The organism is Streptomyces sp. CLCI03 (assembly GCF_053615355.1).
The window spans coordinates 7,393,282-7,412,312 of record NZ_CM132132.1 but is presented as its reverse complement, the minus strand read 5'-3'; the positions used below and the strand labels follow the sequence as shown (position 1 = coordinate 7,412,312).

20 protein-coding genes and 1 pseudogene are annotated in these 19,031 nt (G+C 73.4%); 6 read left to right on the top strand and 15 right to left on the bottom strand.

The genetic code is table 11. The features are described 5' to 3' along the window. Positions 1-14: 14 nt before the first annotated feature. From ACWG52_RS34115 to ACWG52_RS34105, 3 genes are all read right to left on the bottom strand, one after another. Positions 15-1,454 carry an amidase gene (locus ACWG52_RS34115; protein WP_390136342.1) on the bottom strand — a complete coding sequence of 480 codons (1,440 nt, stop codon included), beginning with the start codon at positions 1,452-1,454 and terminating at the stop codon, positions 15-17. A gap of 127 nt (positions 1,455-1,581) precedes the next feature. Then, entirely contained in the window at positions 1,582-2,169 is a 588-nt protein-coding gene (locus ACWG52_RS34110) for a hypothetical protein (protein WP_390166703.1), read from the bottom strand. A gap of 106 nt (positions 2,170-2,275) precedes the next feature. Beyond that, positions 2,276-3,364, bottom strand: a complete 1,089-nt coding sequence (locus ACWG52_RS34105; RefSeq protein ID WP_390166705.1) for a DUF2330 domain-containing protein — start codon at positions 3,362-3,364, stop codon at positions 2,276-2,278. An 86-nt stretch (positions 3,365-3,450) separates the two neighbouring features. Here ACWG52_RS34105 and ACWG52_RS34100 point away from each other — a divergent pair, with 86 nt between their 5' ends. Next, the gene (locus tag ACWG52_RS34100) at positions 3,451-3,960 is read left to right on the top strand and encodes a hypothetical protein (RefSeq protein ID WP_389812802.1); all 510 of its coding nucleotides are present in this window, start codon (positions 3,451-3,453) and stop codon (positions 3,958-3,960) included. On the opposite strand, the gene ACWG52_RS34095 is transcribed toward ACWG52_RS34100, so the two are convergent. Genes ACWG52_RS34095 through ACWG52_RS34075 form a run of 5 tightly spaced genes read right to left on the bottom strand, consistent with a single transcriptional unit; the run spans position 3,918 to position 8,706 of the window. Beyond that, the gene (locus ACWG52_RS34095) at positions 3,918-4,628 is read right to left on the bottom strand and encodes an HAD family hydrolase (protein WP_389812798.1); all 711 of its coding nucleotides are present in this window, start codon (positions 4,626-4,628) and stop codon (positions 3,918-3,920) included. The two genes, ACWG52_RS34100 and ACWG52_RS34095, sit on opposite strands and share 43 nt — an antisense overlap. Further along, positions 4,625-5,728 (bottom strand): ABC transporter ATP-binding protein, encoded by a 1,104-nt coding sequence (locus ACWG52_RS34090; RefSeq protein ID WP_389812795.1) that lies wholly within the window; start codon positions 5,726-5,728, stop codon positions 4,625-4,627. The genes ACWG52_RS34095 and ACWG52_RS34090 overlap by 4 nt, the downstream gene beginning before the upstream one ends. Before the next feature lie 4 nt (positions 5,729-5,732). Further along, the gene (locus ACWG52_RS34085) at positions 5,733-6,665 is read right to left on the bottom strand and encodes an ABC transporter permease (protein WP_453126842.1); all 933 of its coding nucleotides are present in this window, start codon (positions 6,663-6,665) and stop codon (positions 5,733-5,735) included. Continuing rightward, positions 6,653-7,543 (bottom strand): ABC transporter permease, encoded by an 891-nt coding sequence (locus ACWG52_RS34080; RefSeq protein WP_390136335.1) that lies wholly within the window; start codon positions 7,541-7,543, stop codon positions 6,653-6,655. The genes ACWG52_RS34085 and ACWG52_RS34080 overlap by 13 nt, the downstream gene beginning before the upstream one ends. Next, positions 7,543-8,706, bottom strand: coding sequence for an ABC transporter substrate-binding protein (locus ACWG52_RS34075; protein ID WP_453126840.1), 1,164 nt, complete (start codon positions 8,704-8,706; stop codon positions 7,543-7,545). Before ACWG52_RS34075 ends, ACWG52_RS34080 begins: the two co-directional genes overlap by 1 nt. Before the next feature lie 203 nt (positions 8,707-8,909). Here ACWG52_RS34075 and ACWG52_RS34070 point away from each other — a divergent pair, with 203 nt between their 5' ends. Further along, positions 8,910-9,668, top strand: a complete 759-nt coding sequence (locus tag ACWG52_RS34070; protein WP_453126839.1) for a GntR family transcriptional regulator — start codon at positions 8,910-8,912, stop codon at positions 9,666-9,668. A gap of 5 nt (positions 9,669-9,673) precedes the next feature. Here the strand turns inward: ACWG52_RS34070 and ACWG52_RS34065 are convergent, their stop codons facing one another. Beyond that, on the bottom strand, positions 9,674-10,621 hold the full coding sequence (locus ACWG52_RS34065; RefSeq protein WP_389806917.1) for a Rossmann-fold NAD(P)-binding domain-containing protein: 948 nt from the start codon (positions 10,619-10,621) through the stop codon (positions 9,674-9,676). Between the two features lie 71 nt (positions 10,622-10,692). On the opposite strand from ACWG52_RS34065, the gene ACWG52_RS34060 reads away from it, so the two are divergent. Both ACWG52_RS34060 and ACWG52_RS34055 read left to right on the top strand, forming a co-directional pair. Further along, positions 10,693-11,613 (top strand): LysR family transcriptional regulator, encoded by a 921-nt coding sequence (locus ACWG52_RS34060; RefSeq protein WP_453126837.1) that lies wholly within the window; start codon positions 10,693-10,695, stop codon positions 11,611-11,613. Further along, on the top strand, positions 11,610-12,947 hold the full coding sequence (locus tag ACWG52_RS34055; protein WP_453126835.1) for a hypothetical protein: 1,338 nt from the start codon (positions 11,610-11,612) through the stop codon (positions 12,945-12,947). The genes ACWG52_RS34060 and ACWG52_RS34055 overlap by 4 nt, the downstream gene beginning before the upstream one ends. A gap of 17 nt (positions 12,948-12,964) precedes the next feature. On the opposite strand, the pseudogene ACWG52_RS34050 reads toward ACWG52_RS34055, so the two are convergent. Continuing rightward, positions 12,965-13,162, bottom strand: a pseudogene (locus tag ACWG52_RS34050) (response regulator transcription factor); the annotation flags it as partial. 125 nt (positions 13,163-13,287) lie between these two features. Between ACWG52_RS34050 and ACWG52_RS34045 the strand changes: the two are divergent. Beyond that, positions 13,288-14,766: a condensation domain-containing protein gene (locus tag ACWG52_RS34045; protein WP_453126833.1), complete on the top strand. Its 1,479-nt coding sequence runs from the start codon at positions 13,288-13,290 to the stop codon at positions 14,764-14,766. A gap of 41 nt (positions 14,767-14,807) precedes the next feature. On the opposite strand, the gene ACWG52_RS34040 is transcribed toward ACWG52_RS34045, so the two are convergent. The 4 genes from ACWG52_RS34040 to ACWG52_RS34025 all read right to left on the bottom strand — a co-directional run bounded on the left by ACWG52_RS34040 (position 14,808) and on the right by ACWG52_RS34025 (position 18,019). Further along, on the bottom strand, positions 14,808-15,482 hold the full coding sequence (locus ACWG52_RS34040) for a hypothetical protein (RefSeq protein ID WP_389806921.1): 675 nt from the start codon (positions 15,480-15,482) through the stop codon (positions 14,808-14,810). After that, entirely contained in the window at positions 15,479-16,237 is a 759-nt protein-coding gene (locus ACWG52_RS34035) for a TetR/AcrR family transcriptional regulator (protein ID WP_453126831.1), read from the bottom strand. The genes ACWG52_RS34040 and ACWG52_RS34035 overlap by 4 nt, the downstream gene beginning before the upstream one ends. Positions 16,238-16,371: 134 nt before the next feature. Then, on the bottom strand, positions 16,372-17,592 hold the full coding sequence (locus tag ACWG52_RS34030; protein WP_389807366.1) for an RNA polymerase sigma factor: 1,221 nt from the start codon (positions 17,590-17,592) through the stop codon (positions 16,372-16,374). A gap of 67 nt (positions 17,593-17,659) precedes the next feature. Further along, on the bottom strand, positions 17,660-18,019 hold the full coding sequence (locus tag ACWG52_RS34025) for a YciI family protein (protein ID WP_386237621.1): 360 nt from the start codon (positions 18,017-18,019) through the stop codon (positions 17,660-17,662). A 293-nt stretch (positions 18,020-18,312) separates the two neighbouring features. Between ACWG52_RS34025 and ACWG52_RS34020 the strand changes: the two genes are divergently transcribed. After that, on the top strand, positions 18,313-18,678 hold the full coding sequence (locus ACWG52_RS34020; RefSeq protein ID WP_389806923.1) for a DoxX family protein: 366 nt from the start codon (positions 18,313-18,315) through the stop codon (positions 18,676-18,678). Between the two features lie 5 nt (positions 18,679-18,683). On the opposite strand, the gene ACWG52_RS34015 is transcribed toward ACWG52_RS34020, so the two are convergent. Further along, positions 18,684-18,953 carry a hypothetical protein gene (locus ACWG52_RS34015; RefSeq protein WP_389806924.1) on the bottom strand — a complete coding sequence of 90 codons (270 nt, stop codon included), beginning with the start codon at positions 18,951-18,953 and terminating at the stop codon, positions 18,684-18,686. Between the last annotated feature and the right edge of the window lie 78 nt (positions 18,954-19,031).

The window sequence follows — 19,031 nt, the reverse complement described above, 5'->3', positions numbered from 1 at the left end:
CCGCGGGGTTTGCGTCAGGCGGCCGGCGGCCGTGGGCGTCGCGACGCCCACGGTCGGACCTCCTCCAGCTGCGCCGCGACCCGGAGCAGGGTCACCTCGTCGTCCCGGCGGCCCACCAGTTGCACGGCGAGCGGCAGACCGTCCTCGCCGAGGCCCGCCGGGACGGAGGCGGCCGGGTGCCCCGTGACGTTCCACAGTGCGGTGTAGGCGACCATCGGGCGCGAGCGCGCCAGCGCCGTCAGCAGCCCGGCGCCGTCCAGGGCGCCGACCGGCCGCGGGCGCTCGGCGACGACCGGGGTCAGCAGCAGGTCCATGGTGGTGAACATCCGGTCGGCGCGCTCCGCCAGCCGCTCTCCTGCCCGGATCCCGCGTTCCACGGCGGATTCGGGGACCAGCCGGGCGAGCGCGAGGGTGCGCCGGGTACGTCGTTCCAGCAGGTCGGGACGTTCGACGGCGTCGGCCTCCGCGCGGACTCCGCCGCAGAACTGCGCGGCGAACGGGGCCGTCGCGTCCGGGTAGCGGGGGTCGACCTCCCGTACGTCGTGACCCAGTTCGCGCAGCGCCCGTACGGACTCCAGGACGGCCCCGACGTGTTCCGGATGCGGGCGCACCCCGGGCACGGCGGGCTTGACCGAGTAGCCGATGCGCAGTCGGCCGGGCGGGGTCTCCAGGGCCCGCACCCAGCTGGTGGTCGCGGGGCGGGCGCTCCAGCGGTCGGTGGGGGTGGTGCCGGCGAGGACGTCGTAGAGCAGTGCGGCATCGCCCACGCTGCGGGTCAGCGGCCCCACGGTGCCCAGCGCGTACCAGAGGTGCGCGTGGGGGGCGGTGGAGACCCGGCCGCGCTGGGGCTTGAGGCCGAACAGGCCGCAGCAGGCGGCCGGGATGCGGATGGATCCGCCGCCGTCGCCGCCGAGGGCCGCTCCGATCAGTCCGGCGGCGACGGCTGCGGCGCTGCCGCCGCTGGAGCCGCCGGGGGTGCGGGTGGTGTCCCAGGGGTTGCGGGTGTGGCCGTGGGCGGCGGATTCGGTGAAGGGCCACTGGCCGAACTCGGGCATGGTCGTCTTGCCGATGACGACGGCTCCGGCGGCGCGCAGGCGGCGTACCGCTTCGGAATCGGCGGCGACGGGGGTGCGGTTGGCGGAGCCGCCGAAGGTGGTGACCTGGCCCGCGACGTCCAGCTCGTCCTTGACGGCGACGGGGACGCCGTGGAGCGGACCGGTCGGCGCCGTGGCGTCACGGGCATCGGCCTCGGCGAGGGCCTGCTCGGCGAGGACGACGCGGAAGGCTCCGAGGACGGGGTCGGTCCGCCCGATGCGGCGCAGCGCGGCTTCGACGAGGGCGCGTGAGGTGGTCTTGCCGGTGCGGACCAGCTCGGCCTGGTGCGCGACCCCCTGGAACATCAACTCGGCGTCTTCCGCGTCCTGTTCGCGCCGTCGTGCGTCGTCCTCCGCCATGGAAACCACCCTTTTCCCCTTACCTGTCGGTAACTCCGGTGCAAGGCTGGTGTCCCGGCGCCCGCGCGTCAACCCCGGCAGGGATGTCGTCGGCGAACCGACGGATCAGGCGTGCCGGGAGGCGCCCCTACAGGGCGTAGCCGTCGGGGATCTTCCCGCAGGGCGCGTAGACACGGAATACGAGCGTCCCGGTGTGCTTGTACCAGGCCACATGGACCTGGTCGCCGGTGTCCCGGTTCTCGAACCGGAAGCCCGTGGTGGAGAGGTTCTGGCCGATGGGCTTCCAGCCCTGCCGCGACAGCCGGGAGCGGAGGCGCTCCTGAGCGGCCCGGGCGGTGTCCTCCGGGAGGCCGGTCGTCTCCTGTTCGAGGCTGAAGGTCCGGACGTCCGGGCGGCTCTCGTCGATGTGGGCGAGGGAACGCAGTCCCCGGTAGTAGCAGGCGCCCGTCTCCATCCGGTGGGGCAGCGAGCGGGGCCCGCCGGGCAGGGCCAGATCGTTCTCGACGCGCTCGGCCTCCGCGCCGATTCGTGTGGCGACGACATGGGGATCGACCTCGGGGTACGGTGCGCCGTTCCACAGGCGGTACGCGCCCCAGCAGGTGGCCAGGAGGAGTGCGGCGACGCCGAGTACCAGTGCCGCGTACACGGGGCGAGGACGCGGGCGCGGCCGCGGACGCGACGGCGCCGCCGGCGCGGAGGGCTGTACGGAAGTCATGGTCCGGACCGTACGGGGTGGGGCGGTGGGGAACATCGGGGCGGGTACTCACCTCGGCGTGAGTACCCGCCCGGTCCGACGGACACCTGGCGGGACCCCGTGCGGGTCAGGCCGCCGCCCCGGCGGGGTGCGGTCGGCGGTCGCGGATCCGGAGCACCATGACGGCCGTGGCGGTCGCCGCCACCGCGACGACCCCCAGCGTCAGCAGCCAGGCCGGGACCCCTCCCACCGTGAGCAGCTCGTCGTGGTGGATCACCCGGCGGTACGGGGTGTCCTGGGCGGTGGCGCGCAGTTCGTGGTCGGCGTCGATCCGCCCCGGTACCGGGAAGCGCTGGTCGATGGCGGTGAGGAAGACGGGTTCGGCGCCGGCGAGTTCGGCGAGCGGCCCGCGCTCGGGGTGGATGGTCCCCGCGAAGGTCACCTCGGGTGCGGACCCGCCGATCGGGGAGGCGGGCTCCATGCGGTGGTCGGCGAGGACGTACAGGCCGAGGGACTGCGGGGTCTTCGCCATCCGGGAGAGCCTCATCGGGTAGACGAGGCGGTCGCTGTCGAAGCGGATCCGCAGCGGGTCCAGGTCGCCGCGCAGCGGCTTGCCCTGTTCCCGGGGGGCGAGCCGGACGGCCACGTACTCCCAGTGCTGGTCCACGTACGGCTCGACCTCGGTGGCGAGGCGGTCGGGGAGTTCGAAGCCGTTGCTCTCCAGCCAGTTCTTCAGGGCGCCCGGGTCGGTGGCGGTGAGCCGGGCGACGTCGAAGTCACCGAGCTGTTCACGGCCGACGACACCGACGGGCGGGGCCGCGCCGCCGGGCATCGGGGCTCCGGCGCTGTCCCCCGTGTTCGAGGAGAAGGGCCAGTCGCGCTCGCGCGGCCAGAAGTAGGTGCGGTTCCTGTGCTCGGGCAGGGTGAGCCGGCGCAGTTCGTCGAACATCGCGCCGTCGCCCAGCTCGACCGTGGCCCGGCTCGGTACCGGCATGATCCAGGCGGCTCGGTGGGCGTCCCCGCCGACGGAGAACCGCATGACGATCTGCTCCGTACGGCCGTCCCAGCGCACGACGGAGGTCTCCCGGTCGACTCCGATCCGGGACTGCCCGTCGGGGATCATGGCCCCGCACCCGCACGCGTAGGCCGGGTTGACCAGTGCGCCCAGCTGGGTCACGAGCAGGGCGAACAGCAGTGCCACGATTCTTCGTTTCATCCACACGGGGTCTGTGACGAAGGCCCCTGCGATCCGGTTCCGACCCCCCTCGCCGACCGCTTCGACCTGGCCTCATACTGTGCCCCATGACGGGGAGCGAGAAGCAGCGGCAGGCTCTGCTGCGCCGGTCCGCGGTGCTGCGCAGCCCGCTGGTTCCGGATGCCGTGGTGTTGGAGATCGCACGGCACGACTGGGAGTCCATCGAGTGCGGCTGCGGCCGCTCGGCGGGCCATCTGGTGGACGCCGTGCGGGATGCCGCCGAGGGGCATCCGTCCGCGTTCCACGCGCTGGAGGGGCATGTCTTCTTCGCGGAGCACCTGAAGCCGCCCGCCCCGGCGGTGTGCGGTGTCCTGATGGCCGCGTGGGCCGCGCACCCGCCGCGGCAGGCGACCCGCGAGGCGTTGTTGTGGACCCTGCTCGCCCTGCTGTGCACGGTGGACGACGGCGGTACCCACGAGGCGGGACTGCACGGGCAGTGTGCCGCCTTCATCCGTACGGGTGTGGACGGTTTCCGCCGTGAGGTCGCCACCGCCCCGGGGTCCGGGGCGGCCGCCTACGCGGAGGGCATCTTGGACATCCTCGGCCTGCCGGCCTGAGCCGGCGGTCGGCCGGCGGCCGTCAGGCAGCTCCGCAGCCGGGCCACGCCGACGTCCTCCAGGGATGCGGCGAAGGTCCGCGGCGGTGACGGGGGGACCGCCAGCAGGGACGGGACCACCAGGACCGCGCAGCCGGCGGCCTCGGCGGAGGCGGCGCCGTCCGGTGAGTCCTCGACCGCGACACAGGCGCCCGGGGCGAGGCCGAGGCGCCCGGCGGCCGCCCGGTAGGGGTCCGGGTGGGGCTTCGTACGGGCGGTGTCGTCGGCGGACAGGGTGAAGGCGAAGGGGACATGGGCCAAGGAGCCCCCGACCACCGAGTCGACGACGACCCGCGGTGACGCGCTGACCAGGGCGAAGGGCACGCCCTCCGCCTCCAGTGCGGTCAGCAGCCGCTGGGCGCCGGGCCGCATCGGCGCCCCGGCCTCCACCTCGCGGAAGAAGCTCTCGGTGAGCGCCGCCGCCACCTCGGCCGGGTCGCCCGCGCCCGAGACCCGTACGAGGTGGGCGGCGGTGTCCTCCACCGCCCGGCCGACGACCTCCGGCGCGTCCGCGTCGGTGAGGCGATGACCGAGGCCGTCGGCTATCTCCTCGGTGGTGCGCCACCACAGCACCTCGGTGTCGACGAGGGTGCCGTCCATGTCGAACAGGACCGCGGCGAGGGCGCTCACGCGGGCCCGGCCACGACGAGCACGGGCCGCTCGGCCAGTCCGACGGTGGCGCGGGCGCCCGGCACCAGGGCTCCGGCGTCCCGCGAGGGCAGGTCCGCCTTGACGCTCACCCCGTCCGGCAGCTCCAGGTGGAGCCGGGTCACGGAGCCGAAGAAGGAGGCGGAGGCCACGGTGGCCGTGCCCTCGGTGTCGGCGGTGACGGTGACGTTCTCGGGGCGGACGAGGACCTGTACCCCCGGCGTCGTGGGGATCGGGCCGTCGACGGGCAGGCGCGCTCCGGCCACCTCGACGAGGCCGGACCCGGCGAGCCGTCCGGGCAGCCGGTTCATGGTGCCGACGAACTCGGCGACGAAGGGGGTGGCCGGGCGGTCGTACAGCTCGGCCGGGGCGGCGCACTGCTCCAGCTTCCCGGCGTTCAGGACGGCGACCCGGTCGGCCATCGACAGGGCCTCCTCCTGGTCGTGGGTGACGAAGACGGTGGTGATGCCGAGCGAGAGCTGGAGGCGGCGGATCTCCTCGCGCAGGTTCGCCCGTACCTTGGCGTCGAGCGCGGAGAGCGGCTCGTCGAGCAGGAGGACGCGCGGGCGCAGGGCGAGGGCGCGGGCGAGGGCGACGCGCTGCTGCTGGCCGCCGGACATCTGGTGCGGGTAGCGGTCGCCGTGGTCGGGCAGGCCCACGAGGTCGAGGAGTTCGGCGGCGCGCTCACGGCGCTCGGCCGCGGCGACCCCCCGTACCCGCAGGCCGAAGGCCACGTTGTCGCGGGCGCTCAGGTTCGGGAAGAGGCTGTACGACTGGAAGACCATCCCGGCGTCGCGGCGGTTGGCCGGGACCCGGGTGATGTCCTGTCCGTCGACGAGGACCTCGCCGGAGTCGGGCTGTTCGAAGCCGGCGACGACGCGCAGGGCGGTGGTCTTCCCGCAGCCGGACGGGCCGAGCAGGGCGAGGAGCTCACCGGGTTCGACGGTGAGGTCGAGCCCGTCGAGGGCGACGGTGGATCCGAACGCCCGGCGCAGGCACCGGAATTCGACGCGCGCGCCCGTGGGCCGGTCGGCGTCCGCCGGCTTCCTGGCCGCGGGCAGGGTGGTGGGCGTGGTGGGCATGGGCTCAGGACTCCTTGCGGGAGGTGGTGGCGGGTGCGGCCGCGGTGGTGGAGGGGGCGGTCCCGGCCCGGGAGAGGGCGATCAGCAGCAGCCAGGTGATCAGGAGGCTGAGGATGGACACGGCCACAGACATCCGGGCCTGCGCTCCGGAGATCGAGACGATCCACACCGCGAAGGGCTGGAACCCGAGGAGGGAGGCGATGGTGAACTCGCCGAGCACCAGGGCCAGGGTCAGGAAGGCGGCGCCGGCGAGCGAGGCCCGCAGGTTCGGCAGCAGGACGCGCAGGACGACGTACGGCCAGCTCGCCCCGCAGCTGCGGGCGGCCTCGACGAGGGTCGGTACGTCGAGGGCGCGCAGGCCGGCGTCGAGGGAGCGGTGGACGAAGGGGAGCGCGAGGACCGTGTACGCGAGGACCAGGACGACGGGGAACTTCTCGTTCTGGACGGCGAGGAAGGTCTGGTAGAGCGGGGTCCGCGACAGGTGTTCCGGCCCCCAGCGCAGCACGGTGGTGATGCCCGTGACCAGCGCGATCGGCGGCACCACCAGCGGCAGCATGCACATCACCTCGACGATCGGACGCAGCCGCGGCGGGCCGATGCGTACGGCCACCAGCGCGGGCACGGCGATGAGCAGCGACAGGGCGATGGTCGCGGCGGCGAGGCCGAGGGAGAGCAGCAGGCTCTCGGTGAAGCCGTCGGCGGAGAGCAGTTCGGTGTACGCCTCGAAGGTGACGCCCTGGCCGGGCACGTGGACGGTGAAGACGAAGGAGGCGACGAGCGGGATCAGGAAGTAGGCGCCGGCGACGGCGAGGACGGCTCCGCGCCAGATCCGGGAGCGGGGCCGGCGGGCCGGGGTCCGTGCGGGGGCCCCGGTGTCCGGTCGCCCGGTGTCCTCGGTGCGGTCGGGGTACCGGGTGGTCGGGGTCATCGCAGCCATCGGGCGCTCCGTCGCTGGAGGGGCAGGTAGACGGCCATGACCAGACCGGCGATCAGGATCATGTCGAGGCCGAGGGCGAGCGCCACGTTCTCCTGGCCGGTGAGCACGTTCCCGGACAGCGCGTCCGCGATCTTGAGCGTGACCAGGGGGACGGAACCTCCGACGAGGGCCGCGGCCGTGGCGTGGGCGGCGAAGGCCGTCCCGAAGAGCAGCACGAACCCGCCGAGCAGGGAGGGCGCGAGCACGGGCAGCCCGACGTGGCGCCAGAACTGCCGTCCGGTGGCCCCGCTGCTCTGGGCGGCCTCGCGCCATTGCGGGCGCAGTCCGTCCAGCGCCGGGGCGATCACCAGCACCATCAGGGGGATCAGGAAGTACAGGTAGACCACGGTGAGGCCGGTGAAGGAGTACAGGTTCCAGCCGAGGGTGGTGAGGTCGGCGAGCTGGGTGACGACGCCGGAGATCCCGACGGTGGCGATGAAGGCGAACGCGAGGGGTACGCCGCCGAAGTTGGCGAGCACGCCGGAGGCGGTCAGCGCGGCGCCGCGCAGGCCCGCCGAGCGGGAGGTGACCACGGTCTGGGCGATCACCACGCCGAGGACGCCGCCCACGAGTGCGGTGAGGGCGGAGAGTTGGACGCTGCCGATGAGGGAGCCGAGGTAGGGGCCCTGGAGGGAACGCGCGAGGTGCTCGCCGGTCACCTGGGTGGCGCCGCTCGCCGGGTCGGTGCGGGTGACCGCGCCGTAGGCCATGGCGCCGAGCGGGATGCCGAAGCAGAGCCCGGTGAAGGTGAGCAGCGGGAGGGTCGCGAGCCAGGTGCGCGGGCCGCGCCGCCGACGGCGGGTGCCGGCGGCGGCGCGGGGGGTGGTGGTGGAGGACATCAGGAGAGGGCCTTGTCCCACTTCTCGGCGAGGGTGGCCTTGGCCTTGTCGAGCTCCTCGGAGGCGGGGAAGGTCGGGGTGCCCTGGACCTGCGGGAGCTTGGCGACGGCGGCCTGGTCGGCGGTGCCGTCCTGGGTCATGCCGGGAAGCAGGACCGGGCGGGCGTAGCCCTTCAGCCAGAGGTTCTGGCCCTCGGCGCTGTAGAGGAATTCCAGCCACAGGCGGGCGGCCGCCGGGTTCGGGGCGTCCTTGTTGATGGCCTGCGAGTAGTACTGGGCGTAGACGCCGTCGGCGGGGACGGCGACCTTCCAGTCGACGCCCTTGCCCTTGAACTGGTCGGCGTAGCCGGCGTTCAGGTAGTCCCAGTCGATGGAGATGGGCGTCTCGCCCTTCTCCACGGTGGCCGGGGTGGACTCGACGGGGATGAAGTTGCCGCTCTTCTTCAGCTGTCCGAAGAAGTCGATGCCGCGCTGGATGTCGGCGAAGGAGCCCTTGTTGGCGAGGGCGGCCGCGTAGACGCCGCCGAAGGCCGAGCCGGACTTGGTGGGGTTGCCGTTGAGGGCGACCTTGCCCTTGTACTCGGGCTTGAGGAGATCGGCGAAGGTCTGCGGGCAGGTGGGGATCCGGGCGGCGTCGCAGCCGATGGAGACGTAGCCGCCGTAGTCGTTGGTCCAGCGGCCGTCGGCGTCCTTCTGGGCGGCGGGGATCTTGTCCCAGGCGGTGACCTTGTAGGGGGCGAAGAGGTTCTCGGCCGCGCCGCTGCGGGCGAAGGCGATCCCGAGGTCGAGGACGTCGGGGGCGCGCTTCTGGCCCTTGCGGGACTTGACGGCGGCGATCTCGTCGGAGCTGGAGGCGTCCGGGTTCTCGCTGTTCACCTTGATCTTGTACTTGGCCTCGAAGGCCTTGATGATCTCGCCGTAGTTCGCCCAGTCCGGCGGCAGCGCGATCACGTTGAGCTCGCCCTCCTTCTGCGCGGCGGCGGCGAGGGCCTCCAAGGAGCCGAAGTCGGCGACCGAGGTCGCGGCGCCCGGCTGCACGCCGTTCTTGGCGCCGTCGGCGCCGCCGGACTTCGGGTCGGGGGCGGCACCGCACGCGCTGAGCGTGGTGAGTACGGCGGCGCTGAGCAGAACGGCCGCACCGCGACGGGCGGAGGAACTGAGCACGGTCTCTCCCGGAGACGAGGGTGGGTTCACTTGTCTGAACAAGTTGGCTCCAGTTCGCCCGGGCCCGCTGTACGGACGGTGAACGGCGCCTGTCCCCGGGAGCACCACTCGAAGAAGAGAGAAGAATGACCGGAAGAAGCCGTGACAGAACCTGTTGGAATGATCATGGGAGACCGGTGCACGGCGAACAGGGGGCGAAGGGCATGGGTACGAACGCGGGCACGGCCAGGTACCTGGAGATCGCCGAGGCGCTGCGGCGGGCGATCCTCTCGGGCGAACTCCCGGTGGGGGCGCACCTGCCCTCGGAGAGCGACCTGGCGGCCCGCTGGTCCGCGTCGCGCGGGACGGTCCGCCAGGCGGTCGCCACCCTGGCCGCGGAGGGACTGATCGGCTCCCGCCAAGGCGCGCGGCGCATCGTCCTGCGCCGCGAGCGCCGGCACAGCTTCGGCGAGCTGAACAGCTTCGCCCAGTGGGCCGAGGGGCTCGGGCACCGGGCCGCCAGTCGCTTCCTGACCCGCGCCCGCAGGCCCGCCACGGCCGAGGAGGCGGAGCGGCTCGCACTGCCCCCGGGTACCGAGATCCTGGCCGTGCTGCGGCTGCGACTGCTCGACGGGGAACCCACGATGGTGGAGCGGACCGCCTACGCCGACTGGGTCGCGCCGGCCGTCGAGGCGCTACCGGTGGACTGCCGCTCCGTCATGGACAGCCTGGCCGAGGACTCGGGGGTCACCGCCCACTACGGCGAGCACCTCATCGACGCGCTTGCGGCCGGCAGCGAGGACGCCCGGCTGCTCCAGATCCGGCGCGGCAGCCCGCTGCTGCGCCAGCGACACGTGTCCGCGACCGCCACCGGCCGCCCGATCGAGTGGTCCGACGACCGCTACCGGGCCGGCAGCGTGACCTTCAGTGTGAGCAACTCGTCGGTAGCAACTCCCTTGGAGCGACGCGTCGGAGACCAGTGACCGCGTCAACCGGCCGCGCGCGCGGTCTCGTGCGCGGTCTCGGCGATCGCCCCGGGCAGCCAGTCGGCGACCCGGCCGAAGTCGAAGCCCAGCGCCGAGGCCCGGCCGTTGTCCATGGCGTAGGCCCGGTCGAAGGAGAAGGGCGAGGCAGCGGCACCCTCCCCCACCACGCGGTACGACGGGTCGCGTCCGACCTGCGCCGCGACCGCCTCGCAGAGCGCGATCACGTCGGGCGCACCGTGCGAGGCCGCGTTGACGGGCCCGGTGAAGGTCTGATCCGTGGTCCAGTACAGGAACGCGGCCATCTCCTGGTGATGGATGAACGAGGTGGCGTACGGGGCCTCGTGGACGTCGACGGCGGTCCCGGCGGCGATCCGCTCCACGTAGTGCGCGAGCCTCCCGGTGAATTCCGCCGGGCCACCGCCGAGGACGTGCGCGGCGCGCACGCCGACGTACGGGAAGACCGGGTCCCGCAGGAAGACGGCCTCGGCCTGCCGTTTCCCCTCGGCGTAGACGTACGCGGGCCAGTCCTCGGGCGGCCGGCCCGTCGCCCCCGCGAACGGCAGCCGGGCGGGATCGAGCGAGGCCTCGGCGACGGGGACGGGGACGGGGCCGGCGGGGACGGCGGGGACGGGGAGCGTGGCCGGGTCGTAGACCTCCATCGTCGAGGTCATGACGTAACGGCCGGTCCGCCCGGCGAACACCCGCCGGGCGACGGCGGCCTGGAGCGGTGTGTAGCAGACCTGGTCCACGACCACGTCGAAGTCGCGCGGGCCGAGCGCCGTCCGCAACGCTGCCTCGTCATCGCGATCGGCGACGAGCCGGCCGACGCCGGGCGGGGGCGCGCCGGAGCCCCGGTTGAGGACGGTGACCTCGTCGCCCGCCTCGCGCGCCCCGGTGACCAGGGACTTTCCGAAGTACCGGCTGCCGCCGATGACAAGAATCCGCTTCATGCGTTCGACTCTGCCGCTGTATCGTCCCCAGCGGAACCGACCACCCGCTGAACGCATCGTAAGGAAAACTGATGATCGATGTGCAGCGGCTGCGTGTCCTTCGGGCGGTGGCCGAACACGGCAGCTTCAACCGGGCCGCCGGCGCCCTGCTGTTGACCCCGTCGGCCGTCTCGCAGCACATCGCCGCGCTGGAGCGTGCGGTCGGCCACCCGGTGGCGGTGCGCAGCACGCGCGGGGTCACCCTCACCGAGCCCGGCCGACTGCTGGTGGAGGCGGCCGAGTCGATCGCCGCCGAGCTGGACCAGGTCCGTCACGCGATCGACCGGCTCACGGCGCCACGGCCGCGCATGACCGTCGCCACCTTCACCAGCGGGGGCCGGCACCTGCTGCCCGCGGCGCTGGCCCGGTTCGTGGCGGAGCACCCCGAGGTGGAGCTGACCGTGCGGGAGAGCGAGCCCGAGGACGCGGTGCCGATGGTGCGCGGCGGCGCGGCCGATCTCGCGCTGGCCTACCACTTCGACGGGCCGCCACCCGTAAGCCCGGGTGAGCGTCCGGGGCTCGACTGGGTTCCGCTGATGGAGGATCCGCTGTGGCTGGTGCTGCCGCGCGGCCACCGCCTCGCGGACCGGACCTCGGTGGACCTGGCCGAACTGGGCGCCGACCGCTGGGTGCTGGGCTGCCTCAAGACGGAGGCCTTCCTGCGCCGGTACGCGGAACTCGCCGGTTTCGACCTCAGGGTGGCGGCCTCCACCACCGACTACTTCTTCGCGCAGACGCTGGTCGCGGCAGGCGTCGGCGTCTCCCTGATCCCACAGGTCTCACTCGCTCCGACCCAGGAGTCGGCCGTGGTCCGCGTCGAACCCCCGCGCCCCGCCCGGCACATCGGGCTCGTCCTCCCCCGGCGGCGGCGCCCACAGCCCCACGCCCAGGCGTTGGCCGCCGCCCTGACCGTTGCCGCCTCGACCCACACCCCGACCGGAGAGTGCCCTTGAACCACCTTCTGTGCGGACTGGCCGCCAATCCCGCGCTGCCGCCCGAGCTCGTCGACCGACTGCTGACGCTCGCGCTGCGGGAGGCGAGGGCCGACCCCGAGTCGCAGTTCGCCGATGACCTGCTCCACGGCCTCGCCGACCGCGCCGATCTGCGCCACGACCAGATCCTGGAACTCGCCGCGCACTCCGACACGATGGCCCGCCACCTCGCCTACGGAGGGACGCTCGACGCCGCCGACGTGGATCCCGGTTCCATGCCGAACGCGGCCGTGGCCCTCCTCGACGAGCGCCGCGGGAACCTCGCGTGGGCCCGCTTCCTCGCCACGCACCCGGACGCGCAGATCCGCTGGAAGTTGGCCTCCTGCCCCGGCCTGCCGCAGGACGCCGTGGACCTGCTCGCCGCCGACCCCGACGAGGAGGTCGTGAAGGAACTGGCGCTCTGGACGGACTCGCCCGTGACCGCCCGCCTCGCACTCCACCCGGATCCCGAGGTCCGCCTCTCGGTATCGGCCAACCTGTCCACCCCGCTCGAAGCCGTCCTCGCCCTGGCCGATGACCCCGAACTGCCGCTGAAGTGGGCGCTGTCCGAGCGAACCGATCTGCCGCAGGCGCTCTACGCCCGGCTCGTCGCCGAGTCGCATCCCGGGCTCCGTATCGCTTTCGCGCGCAACCCCGGGATCGGCCAGGAGCTGATCCGCGTCTTGGCCGCCGATCCTGAGATCGAGGTACGGCGCGCCGTCGCGGAGCATCCGTATGTACCGCTCGACCTGCTGAGCGAGCTGGTGGTCGGCGACCGGGCGGCCTGGAACGCGCTGCCGCGGATCGCCGCCGCCACGCCCGCCGAACTCACCGAGCTGGCCGGGTCCCGCCACGCTGCCGTACGGATGCTCGTGGCACAGCGGCGCGATCTGCCCCCGCATCTGCGCGAGGCGCTGGCGGTCGATGCGGACGCGTCCGTGGTCCGGGCCATCGCCCCGCACCCCGGGCTGTCCGAGGAGTCGCTGCGCGCCATGGTCGCCCGGCACGGGGTGCAGGTCCTCGCCGCGGTGGCCGCCAACCCCGACGCGTCCGGTCCCCTTCTGGAGTACCTGACGCAGCATCGGCCGGGGGTACGGAGAGTGCTCAAGGAGATCGCCGAGCACCCCCACGCGACCGGCCCGGCTCTGCTCGCCTGCCTGGCGGACCGTACGTCCCGGCCTCGGGCGGCCGCCCACCCGGCGCTGCCGCCCGAGGCCATCACCGAGCTGCTCTCCGACGAGGACCATCAGGTGGCGGAGGCAGCGGCGGGCAATCCCTCGCTGCCGCGCACCGTGATGGTGGAGCTGGTGCCCTGACGGCCCGCCGGCCGGGATCACCCCGCCGGCGCCGGCGGGGGTCCCGGACATGGAGCGGTGACCGATCCCGGTGTCACCAGGCCCGTCTCGTATGCGAGGACGACGGCCTGGGCCCGATCGCGCAGCGACAACTTCGCGAAGATGCGGGCCACATGGGTCTTCACCGTCGCCTCGCTCAGCGTGAACGCGCGCGCCGGCTCGGCGTTGGAGAGCCCGGCTGAACCCCCGGTGAACTCCCGCCGACGCCCCGCGGCCGGACCGGCCCGAGTGAATTCGTCACTTCCCCGGGCCGGGGGTCGTTAGGGCCTGGGGGTTGACTCGGGGGCGAAGGGATGACGGAATGCGGCAGTTTCCTCTGGAGATGCACCACATGGCACCCGGTCGGGTGGTCGAGTGGCGGCTCAGGTCCACGGCGGCTGAGGCCGCCGACACGGGTGACCCGGTGGGCAGGAAGGCGTCCTTCAACCAGGACAAGCACTTCACCGTCGCCGAGGAGAGCAGGGCCGCCGACGACCCGGTCGCGTCCTGGGTCGCGGTGACCTTCGAAGTGGTCGGTCCGCTGGACGAGGGGGCGCTGGCGCAGTCCCTGCTCTCGTTCGTGCAGCGGCACGAGGTCCTGCGGTGTGCGTTCCGCCGGCTGGCGGGCGAGGTGGCCTGTGAGCCCTTCGACCCCGCCTCCCTGGCCCTCGAACCCCAGCAGGTGGCCGCCTTCGAGACCTCCGACCTGCTGCGCGAGTTCCTCGTCGAGCGGTTCAAGCGGAGCATCGACACCCTCTCCTGGCCGCTGTTCATCATGGGTGCGGTGGAGCGTGAGGACTCCGCGACGGTCTACCTCGCCTTCGACCACATCGTCTGCGACGGCATGTCGATGCCGATCGTGGCCCGCGAGGTGTCGCTCGGGTACGAGGCCCTGTGCCGCGGCGAGAGCGTCGAACTGCCGCCCGCCCCCAGCTATCTCGACTTCGCCGAGGAACAGCGCCGGCGCTACCTGTCCATCGACGCCCGCGACGAACGCCTCGACTGCTGGAAGGCGTTCATGGGGGAGGCAGGCGAGTTCTTCCCGCGTTTCCCCCTCGACCTGGGCGTCGAACCGGGCCGGATGTACCCGATCGTCAACGAGGCCTCGACCCTGCTGGACGCCGCCGAGGCCGAGGTGTTCGAGAAGACGTGCCTGGCGGTCGACGGCAAGCCGTTCATGGGGGTGCTCGCCTCGGTCGCCGTCTGCCTGCGCGAGGCCGGCGGTCCGGGCGTCTACCGCGGCCTGATGCCGGTCAGTGAGCGCGGCAGGGACACCTGGGCGCATTCGGTGGGCTGGTTCGTCAACACCCTGCCCATCGAGTTCGACGCCTCGCCGGGCCGGGACTTCGCCCAGGTCATGGCTTCGGTGCGAGCCGGGTTCGGCGAGATGATGCGCCACCTCGACGTGCCGTTCGTGCGGGCGTGGGAGTTGTTGGCGCCCGAGGAGTTCGCCGCCCGTTCCTGGCCGCACCCGGTGAACTTCTTCTCGTACATCGACATGCGCAAGTGCCCCGGGGCCGAGCGTCACGACGACTGGCGGCCGACCACCCATGTGTGGTCGGCGCGCGCCAACGGGGCCTGTTCGTGGTTCCAACGGGACACGGAGGGGCTGCACATGAACTCCCTCTACGTCGACACCCCGGCGGCCCGCCGGACCATGGGCGACTTCCAGGAGGCGCTGCGCCTCACCGTGCAGGAGATCTCCCGGTCCGGCGGGTTCCGTCGGCCCATCGCGCTGACCGCGCCGCGGCGGCCCGTACGGACCCCGCTGGACGTGGCGGCGTTCGCCCGCCGCGGCTGAGCCGCGCCCCCGGGTCAGGCAGGTCGGGCCGGTCGGTCCGGTCAGGCCGGTCGGGCCGCCCCCCGTAGGCCGGCCGCCGAGGTGCGCCGCAGCACGGCGATCCCGACCGCGAACGCCCAGTAGACGAGGAGGGCGGCCGTCAGCGCCGTGTTGCCCCAGCCCACGGCGCTGTAGAAGCGGGCGGCATCCGTCCCGAAGAACAGTGAGGGGACGAAGGCGAGGTTGACGGCGGCGACGGCGTAGGCCGTGTACCCGGTCCAGCGGGGCAGGATCCCGGCGCGCAGGATCGCGTACCCGGCGGCGGTGAGCAGGACGGCGGTCAGCAGCCGGGCGGCCGAGCCGTGCAGCAGCATGTTGGCGTGGGCGAGCGGGCCGTCCACGGTCGGGTCGAGGCCTCCGCCGGGGTTCTCCAGGACGATGCCCGCCTCGACGGACGCGGCGACCAGGGTGATGGTCACGTAGGCCAGGCCCGCGCCGAAGACGAGGCCGGCCGGCCCGTCGAAGGCGGGTCCCGCGCCGCGGATGACGTGGCGCAGGCCCGCGAGGAAGACGAGCAGGGCGGCGCAGGTCAGGAGGTTGAGGAGGATACGGGCCAGGACGTTGCCGGCGGGCGGCGGTCCGGAGTGCACGAAGTACAGCGGTACGGCGACGGCGGCGAGCGCGCCCGCCGTGACGCCGCAGATTCCGGTGAGCCTTAAGAGGTGTTTCTCGTTCATCGGTTTCCGTCTTCCTCTCGTGCGGGTGGAGACTTCTCGATTCCGTCGAGCAGGCGGGCGATGCCGCAGGCCACGATCGGGTCGACGGCGCCGTCCTCCTCCTCGTCCAGGCCCGCCTCGCCCGCGAGCGCGCACAATGTGGGGAAGTTCCCGGGGTCGAGGCGCTCGGCGAGGATGCGTCCGTACGAGGCGGCGCCGGCCGGGTCGAGTTCGGTGGCGACCCTGGCCAGGTCGCGCACGGCGCCCGAGATGAAGGTGGCGAGCGGGATCAGCTCGTCGCGGGCGGCGCCGGAGCGGGCGAGCGGACTCAGCAGTGCCTCGAACCAGGCGAGTTGGTTCGGTCCGACCGGGGCGCTGACCGTGGGGACCCGCACCATCCACGGATGGGCGCGGTACGTCGACCACAGCGCGTCGACCCAGGCCTCCACCTCGGCGCGCCAGCCCACCCCGGGGGCTGCGGGCGGGCGGCCGCCGGCGGTGTCGGCCATGGCCGCGAGCAGGTGTTCGCGGCCGGGCACGTGCCGGTAGAGGGCCATCGCCGTGCAGCCCAGCTCGGTGGCGACGCGCTGCATCGACAGCGCGTCCAGCCCGTCGGCGTCGACGACGGCGACGGCCGCGTCGACGATCCGGCGCGGGGTGAGGCGCGCGCGACCCTCGGCCGTCCGTTCGGCGTCCACCCGCCACAGCAGGTCGGCGACGGTGTCGAGGTCGGGCGGTGCGGTGGATCCGCTCGGCCCGCGGGGCTCACGGGGCATCGAGGCCCCTCCTCTCCGACCACGACCCCGACCACTGGGCGCGCACGTTTATGACGTACACAAAGTATATGACGTAAACATGCGCGGCAAGGGTGTGCGGCGGTGCGAGGGCGGTCCTCGGGTCGCGGTGTCGCTCAGAGGCGGGCCGCGCGGCCCAGCAGCAGGGTGCGTTCCTGTGCGTTGCGGGTGAGGGAGGCCGCCCGCTCGAACTCCGCCCGGGCCTCCTCGCTCCGGCCCAGCCGCTCCAGCAGGTCTCCCCGTACGCTGGGCAGCAAGTGGTAGGCGCGCAGGGCCGGTTCCCGGGCCAGGGCGTCGACCAAGGGCAGGGCCGCCGCCGGGCCCTCGGCCATGGAGACGGCCACCGCCCGGTTGAGTTCCACCACCGGGGACGGGATCAGCTGGACGAGGCGCCCGTACAGCGCGGCGATCCTCGGCCAGTCCGTGTCCTCGTAGCGGACCGCCGCCGCGTGGCAGCCGGCGATCGCGGCCTGGACGGCGTACGGGCCGTTCCCCGCCCGGCCCAGCGCCCGGGCGCCCCGGTGGATGAGCATGCGGTTCCACCGGGACCGGTTCTGGTCGGCGAGCAGCACCGGCTCGCCGTCGGGGCCGGTGCGGGTGGCGATCCGGGAGGCCTGGAACTCCAGCAGCGCGGCCAGGCCGTGCGCCTCGGGCTCCTCGGGCATCAGGGCTGCCAGTACGCGGGCCAGGCGCAGGGCGTCCTCGCACAGGGCGGGCCGGACGAGGTCGTCACCGGCGGTGGCCGAGTACCCCTCGTTGAAGACGAGGTAGATGACCTCCAGGACGGAGGAGAGGCGCGCTTCGCGGTCGGCGCCGTACGGGACCTCGAAGGGCACCCCGGCCTTGGCCAGGGCCCTCTTCGCCCGGACGATGCGTTGGGCGACGGTGGCCTCGGAGGTGAGGAAGGCGCGGGCGATCTCCTGGGTGGTGAGCCCACCCATCAGGCGCAGGGTGAGCGCGATCCGGGCCTCGGTGGCGAGCACGGGGTGGCAGGAGGTGAAGATCAGGCGCAGCAGGTCGTCGTCGATGTCCTCGGGGTCGGCCGGCTCGGCGGGCGGGGGCACGTCCTCCAGGCTCCGGCCGACCTCCGCGAGCTTGCGCGCGTAGGTCTCCTTGCGGCGGACGAGGTCGATCGCACGGTGCTTGGCGGTGGTCATGAGCCAGGCGCCGGGCCGGTCCGGGACCCCCTCCCGCGGCCACTGCTCCAGCGCCGCGACGAGGGCGTCCTGGGCGATCTCCTCGGCGATGCCCACGTCCCGCACGACACGGGCGACCGAGGCGATGATCCGCGCGGACTCGATCCTGAACACCGCTTCGACCGCCTGGGCCGCACTCACTGCCGTCACGGCCACCCATCAGAGCAGCCGTGACGAGGCAGGGCAAACGCGGCGCGGGCGCGCGGGATCACATCTCCTGGATCTCCCGGACCTCGGCGCTGATCTTCCATTCCGCCGGGTGGATCTCCAGGAAGCGCCGGGTCCACTCGATGGCCTCGGCCTTGTCCTTGCACTGGCTGAGGGAGTAGCCGCCGACGACCTCCTTGGTCTCGGTGAAGGGGCCGTCGGTGTAGCTGATCTTCCCGTCGGACCAGCTGAGGCGGGTGGCCTCGGAGGTCGGGAGCAGTCCGGCGGTGTCGAGCATGACGCCGGCCTTGGTGATCTCCTCCAGGAGGGCACCCATGCGCTGCTCGAACTCGGGCGGGAAGGCGGTGTCGGCGGGCAGGTCCTGCTCGTTGATACGGATCATCGTCAGGAAGCGCGGCATGGTGACTCCTCGGTCGGGAGGGCGGGGACTCTCCCCGCCTCTCACCCTTGCGTCGAACGGGAGACGCCCGGATCGACAGCCTCCGGGAAATTCTTCGAAGATTTTCCCGGGGCCGCCACCGCGGCCCCCCGTCCGGCCGCGGATCCGGGCCACCCGGGTGGCCCGGACCAGGGCGTTCGGGCAGTCGGACCGGGGTGTCACGGCCGGCGCCCGCGGGGCCCGACCGCCCGGCCGCACCGGCGACTACTCACGAGTAGGATCGCGGCCCCGGACACCTTCGAGAGGACCCCACGATGCCCCGCGCCTCCTCCCCCCTCCTGCTGGCCGGCCTGCTGGCCACGGCGGCGGTCGCCCACGCGGCCGTGCCCGGGAAGTTCGACGCGACCGTGCCCCGTTCGCTGCCGGGCAGCCCGCGCGCGTGGACGTACGCGAGCGGGGCGGCCGAACTGGCACTCGCCGTCGGCGTCGCCCATCCGCGCACCCGCCGGGTGGCCGCGCTGGCCACCGCGGCCTTCTTCGTCGGCGTGTTCCCGGCGAACGTGAAGATGGCCGTCGACGCGCGCCACGGCTCCCCCCGCACCCGGGCCGTGACGCTCGGCCGACTGCCCCTGCAGGTGCCGCTGGTGCTGTGGGCCCGCAAGGTGAGCCGGGACGCCTGAGACCGTCAGCGGCCGTCTCCCGTCCAGTCCCAGTGACCCGGGTCCCCCGCGCGGCGGCGGTAGTGGGCGCGGCCGCCCGCTCCGTAGCGCCCTATCTCGGTCGGGAGCCTGGCCTCCTCCGCGAGCTGGGGCGCGCTCCAGCCGGTGATGTCCAGGAGGAGCCCGTCGAGCGGCCCGCCGACCAGCTCGCCGTAGGTGTGTCCCGGGCGCGGCCCTGGGTCGGGGTCCTCGTGGTCGGCGCCGTAGACCCGGCGCCGAAGCATCCTGTCGTCCATACCGTTCAGCTTCACAGCCACCACTGACAACGGACCCGGCGGCCGCGGACCGGTGCGGCGGCGATGATGGGGGCCGCC

Bases quoted from the DNA above. Each gene is read 5' to 3' on its own strand.
- ACWG52_RS34115 (WP_390136342.1), bottom strand. From the start codon at position 1,454: ATGGCGGAGGACGACGCACGACGGCGCGAACAGGACGCGGAAGACGCC.
- ACWG52_RS34110 (WP_390166703.1), bottom strand. From the start codon at position 2,169: ATGACTTCCGTACAGCCCTCCGCGCCGGCGGCGCCGTCGCGTCCGCGG.
- ACWG52_RS34105 (WP_390166705.1), bottom strand. From the start codon at position 3,364: ATGAAACGAAGAATCGTGGCACTGCTGTTCGCCCTGCTCGTGACCCAG.
- ACWG52_RS34100 (WP_389812802.1), top strand. From the start codon at position 3,451: ATGACGGGGAGCGAGAAGCAGCGGCAGGCTCTGCTGCGCCGGTCCGCG.
- ACWG52_RS34090 (WP_389812795.1), bottom strand. From the start codon at position 5,728: ATGCCCACCACGCCCACCACCCTGCCCGCGGCCAGGAAGCCGGCGGAC.
- ACWG52_RS34085 (WP_453126842.1), bottom strand. From the start codon at position 6,665: ATGGCTGCGATGACCCCGACCACCCGGTACCCCGACCGCACCGAGGAC.
- ACWG52_RS34080 (WP_390136335.1), bottom strand. From the start codon at position 7,543: ATGTCCTCCACCACCACCCCCCGCGCCGCCGCCGGCACCCGCCGTCGG.
- ACWG52_RS34070 (WP_453126839.1), top strand. From the start codon at position 8,910: ATGGGTACGAACGCGGGCACGGCCAGGTACCTGGAGATCGCCGAGGCG.
- ACWG52_RS34065 (WP_389806917.1), bottom strand. From the start codon at position 10,621: ATGAAGCGGATTCTTGTCATCGGCGGCAGCCGGTACTTCGGAAAGTCC.
- ACWG52_RS34060 (WP_453126837.1), top strand. From the start codon at position 10,693: ATGATCGATGTGCAGCGGCTGCGTGTCCTTCGGGCGGTGGCCGAACAC.
- ACWG52_RS34045 (WP_453126833.1), top strand. From the start codon at position 13,288: ATGCGGCAGTTTCCTCTGGAGATGCACCACATGGCACCCGGTCGGGTG.
- ACWG52_RS34040 (WP_389806921.1), bottom strand. From the start codon at position 15,482: ATGAACGAGAAACACCTCTTAAGGCTCACCGGAATCTGCGGCGTCACG.
- ACWG52_RS34035 (WP_453126831.1), bottom strand. From the start codon at position 16,237: ATGCCCCGTGAGCCCCGCGGGCCGAGCGGATCCACCGCACCGCCCGAC.
- ACWG52_RS34025 (WP_386237621.1), bottom strand. From the start codon at position 18,019: ATGCCGCGCTTCCTGACGATGATCCGTATCAACGAGCAGGACCTGCCC.
- ACWG52_RS34020 (WP_389806923.1), top strand. From the start codon at position 18,313: ATGCCCCGCGCCTCCTCCCCCCTCCTGCTGGCCGGCCTGCTGGCCACG.
- ACWG52_RS34015 (WP_389806924.1), bottom strand. From the start codon at position 18,953: ATGGACGACAGGATGCTTCGGCGCCGGGTCTACGGCGCCGACCACGAG.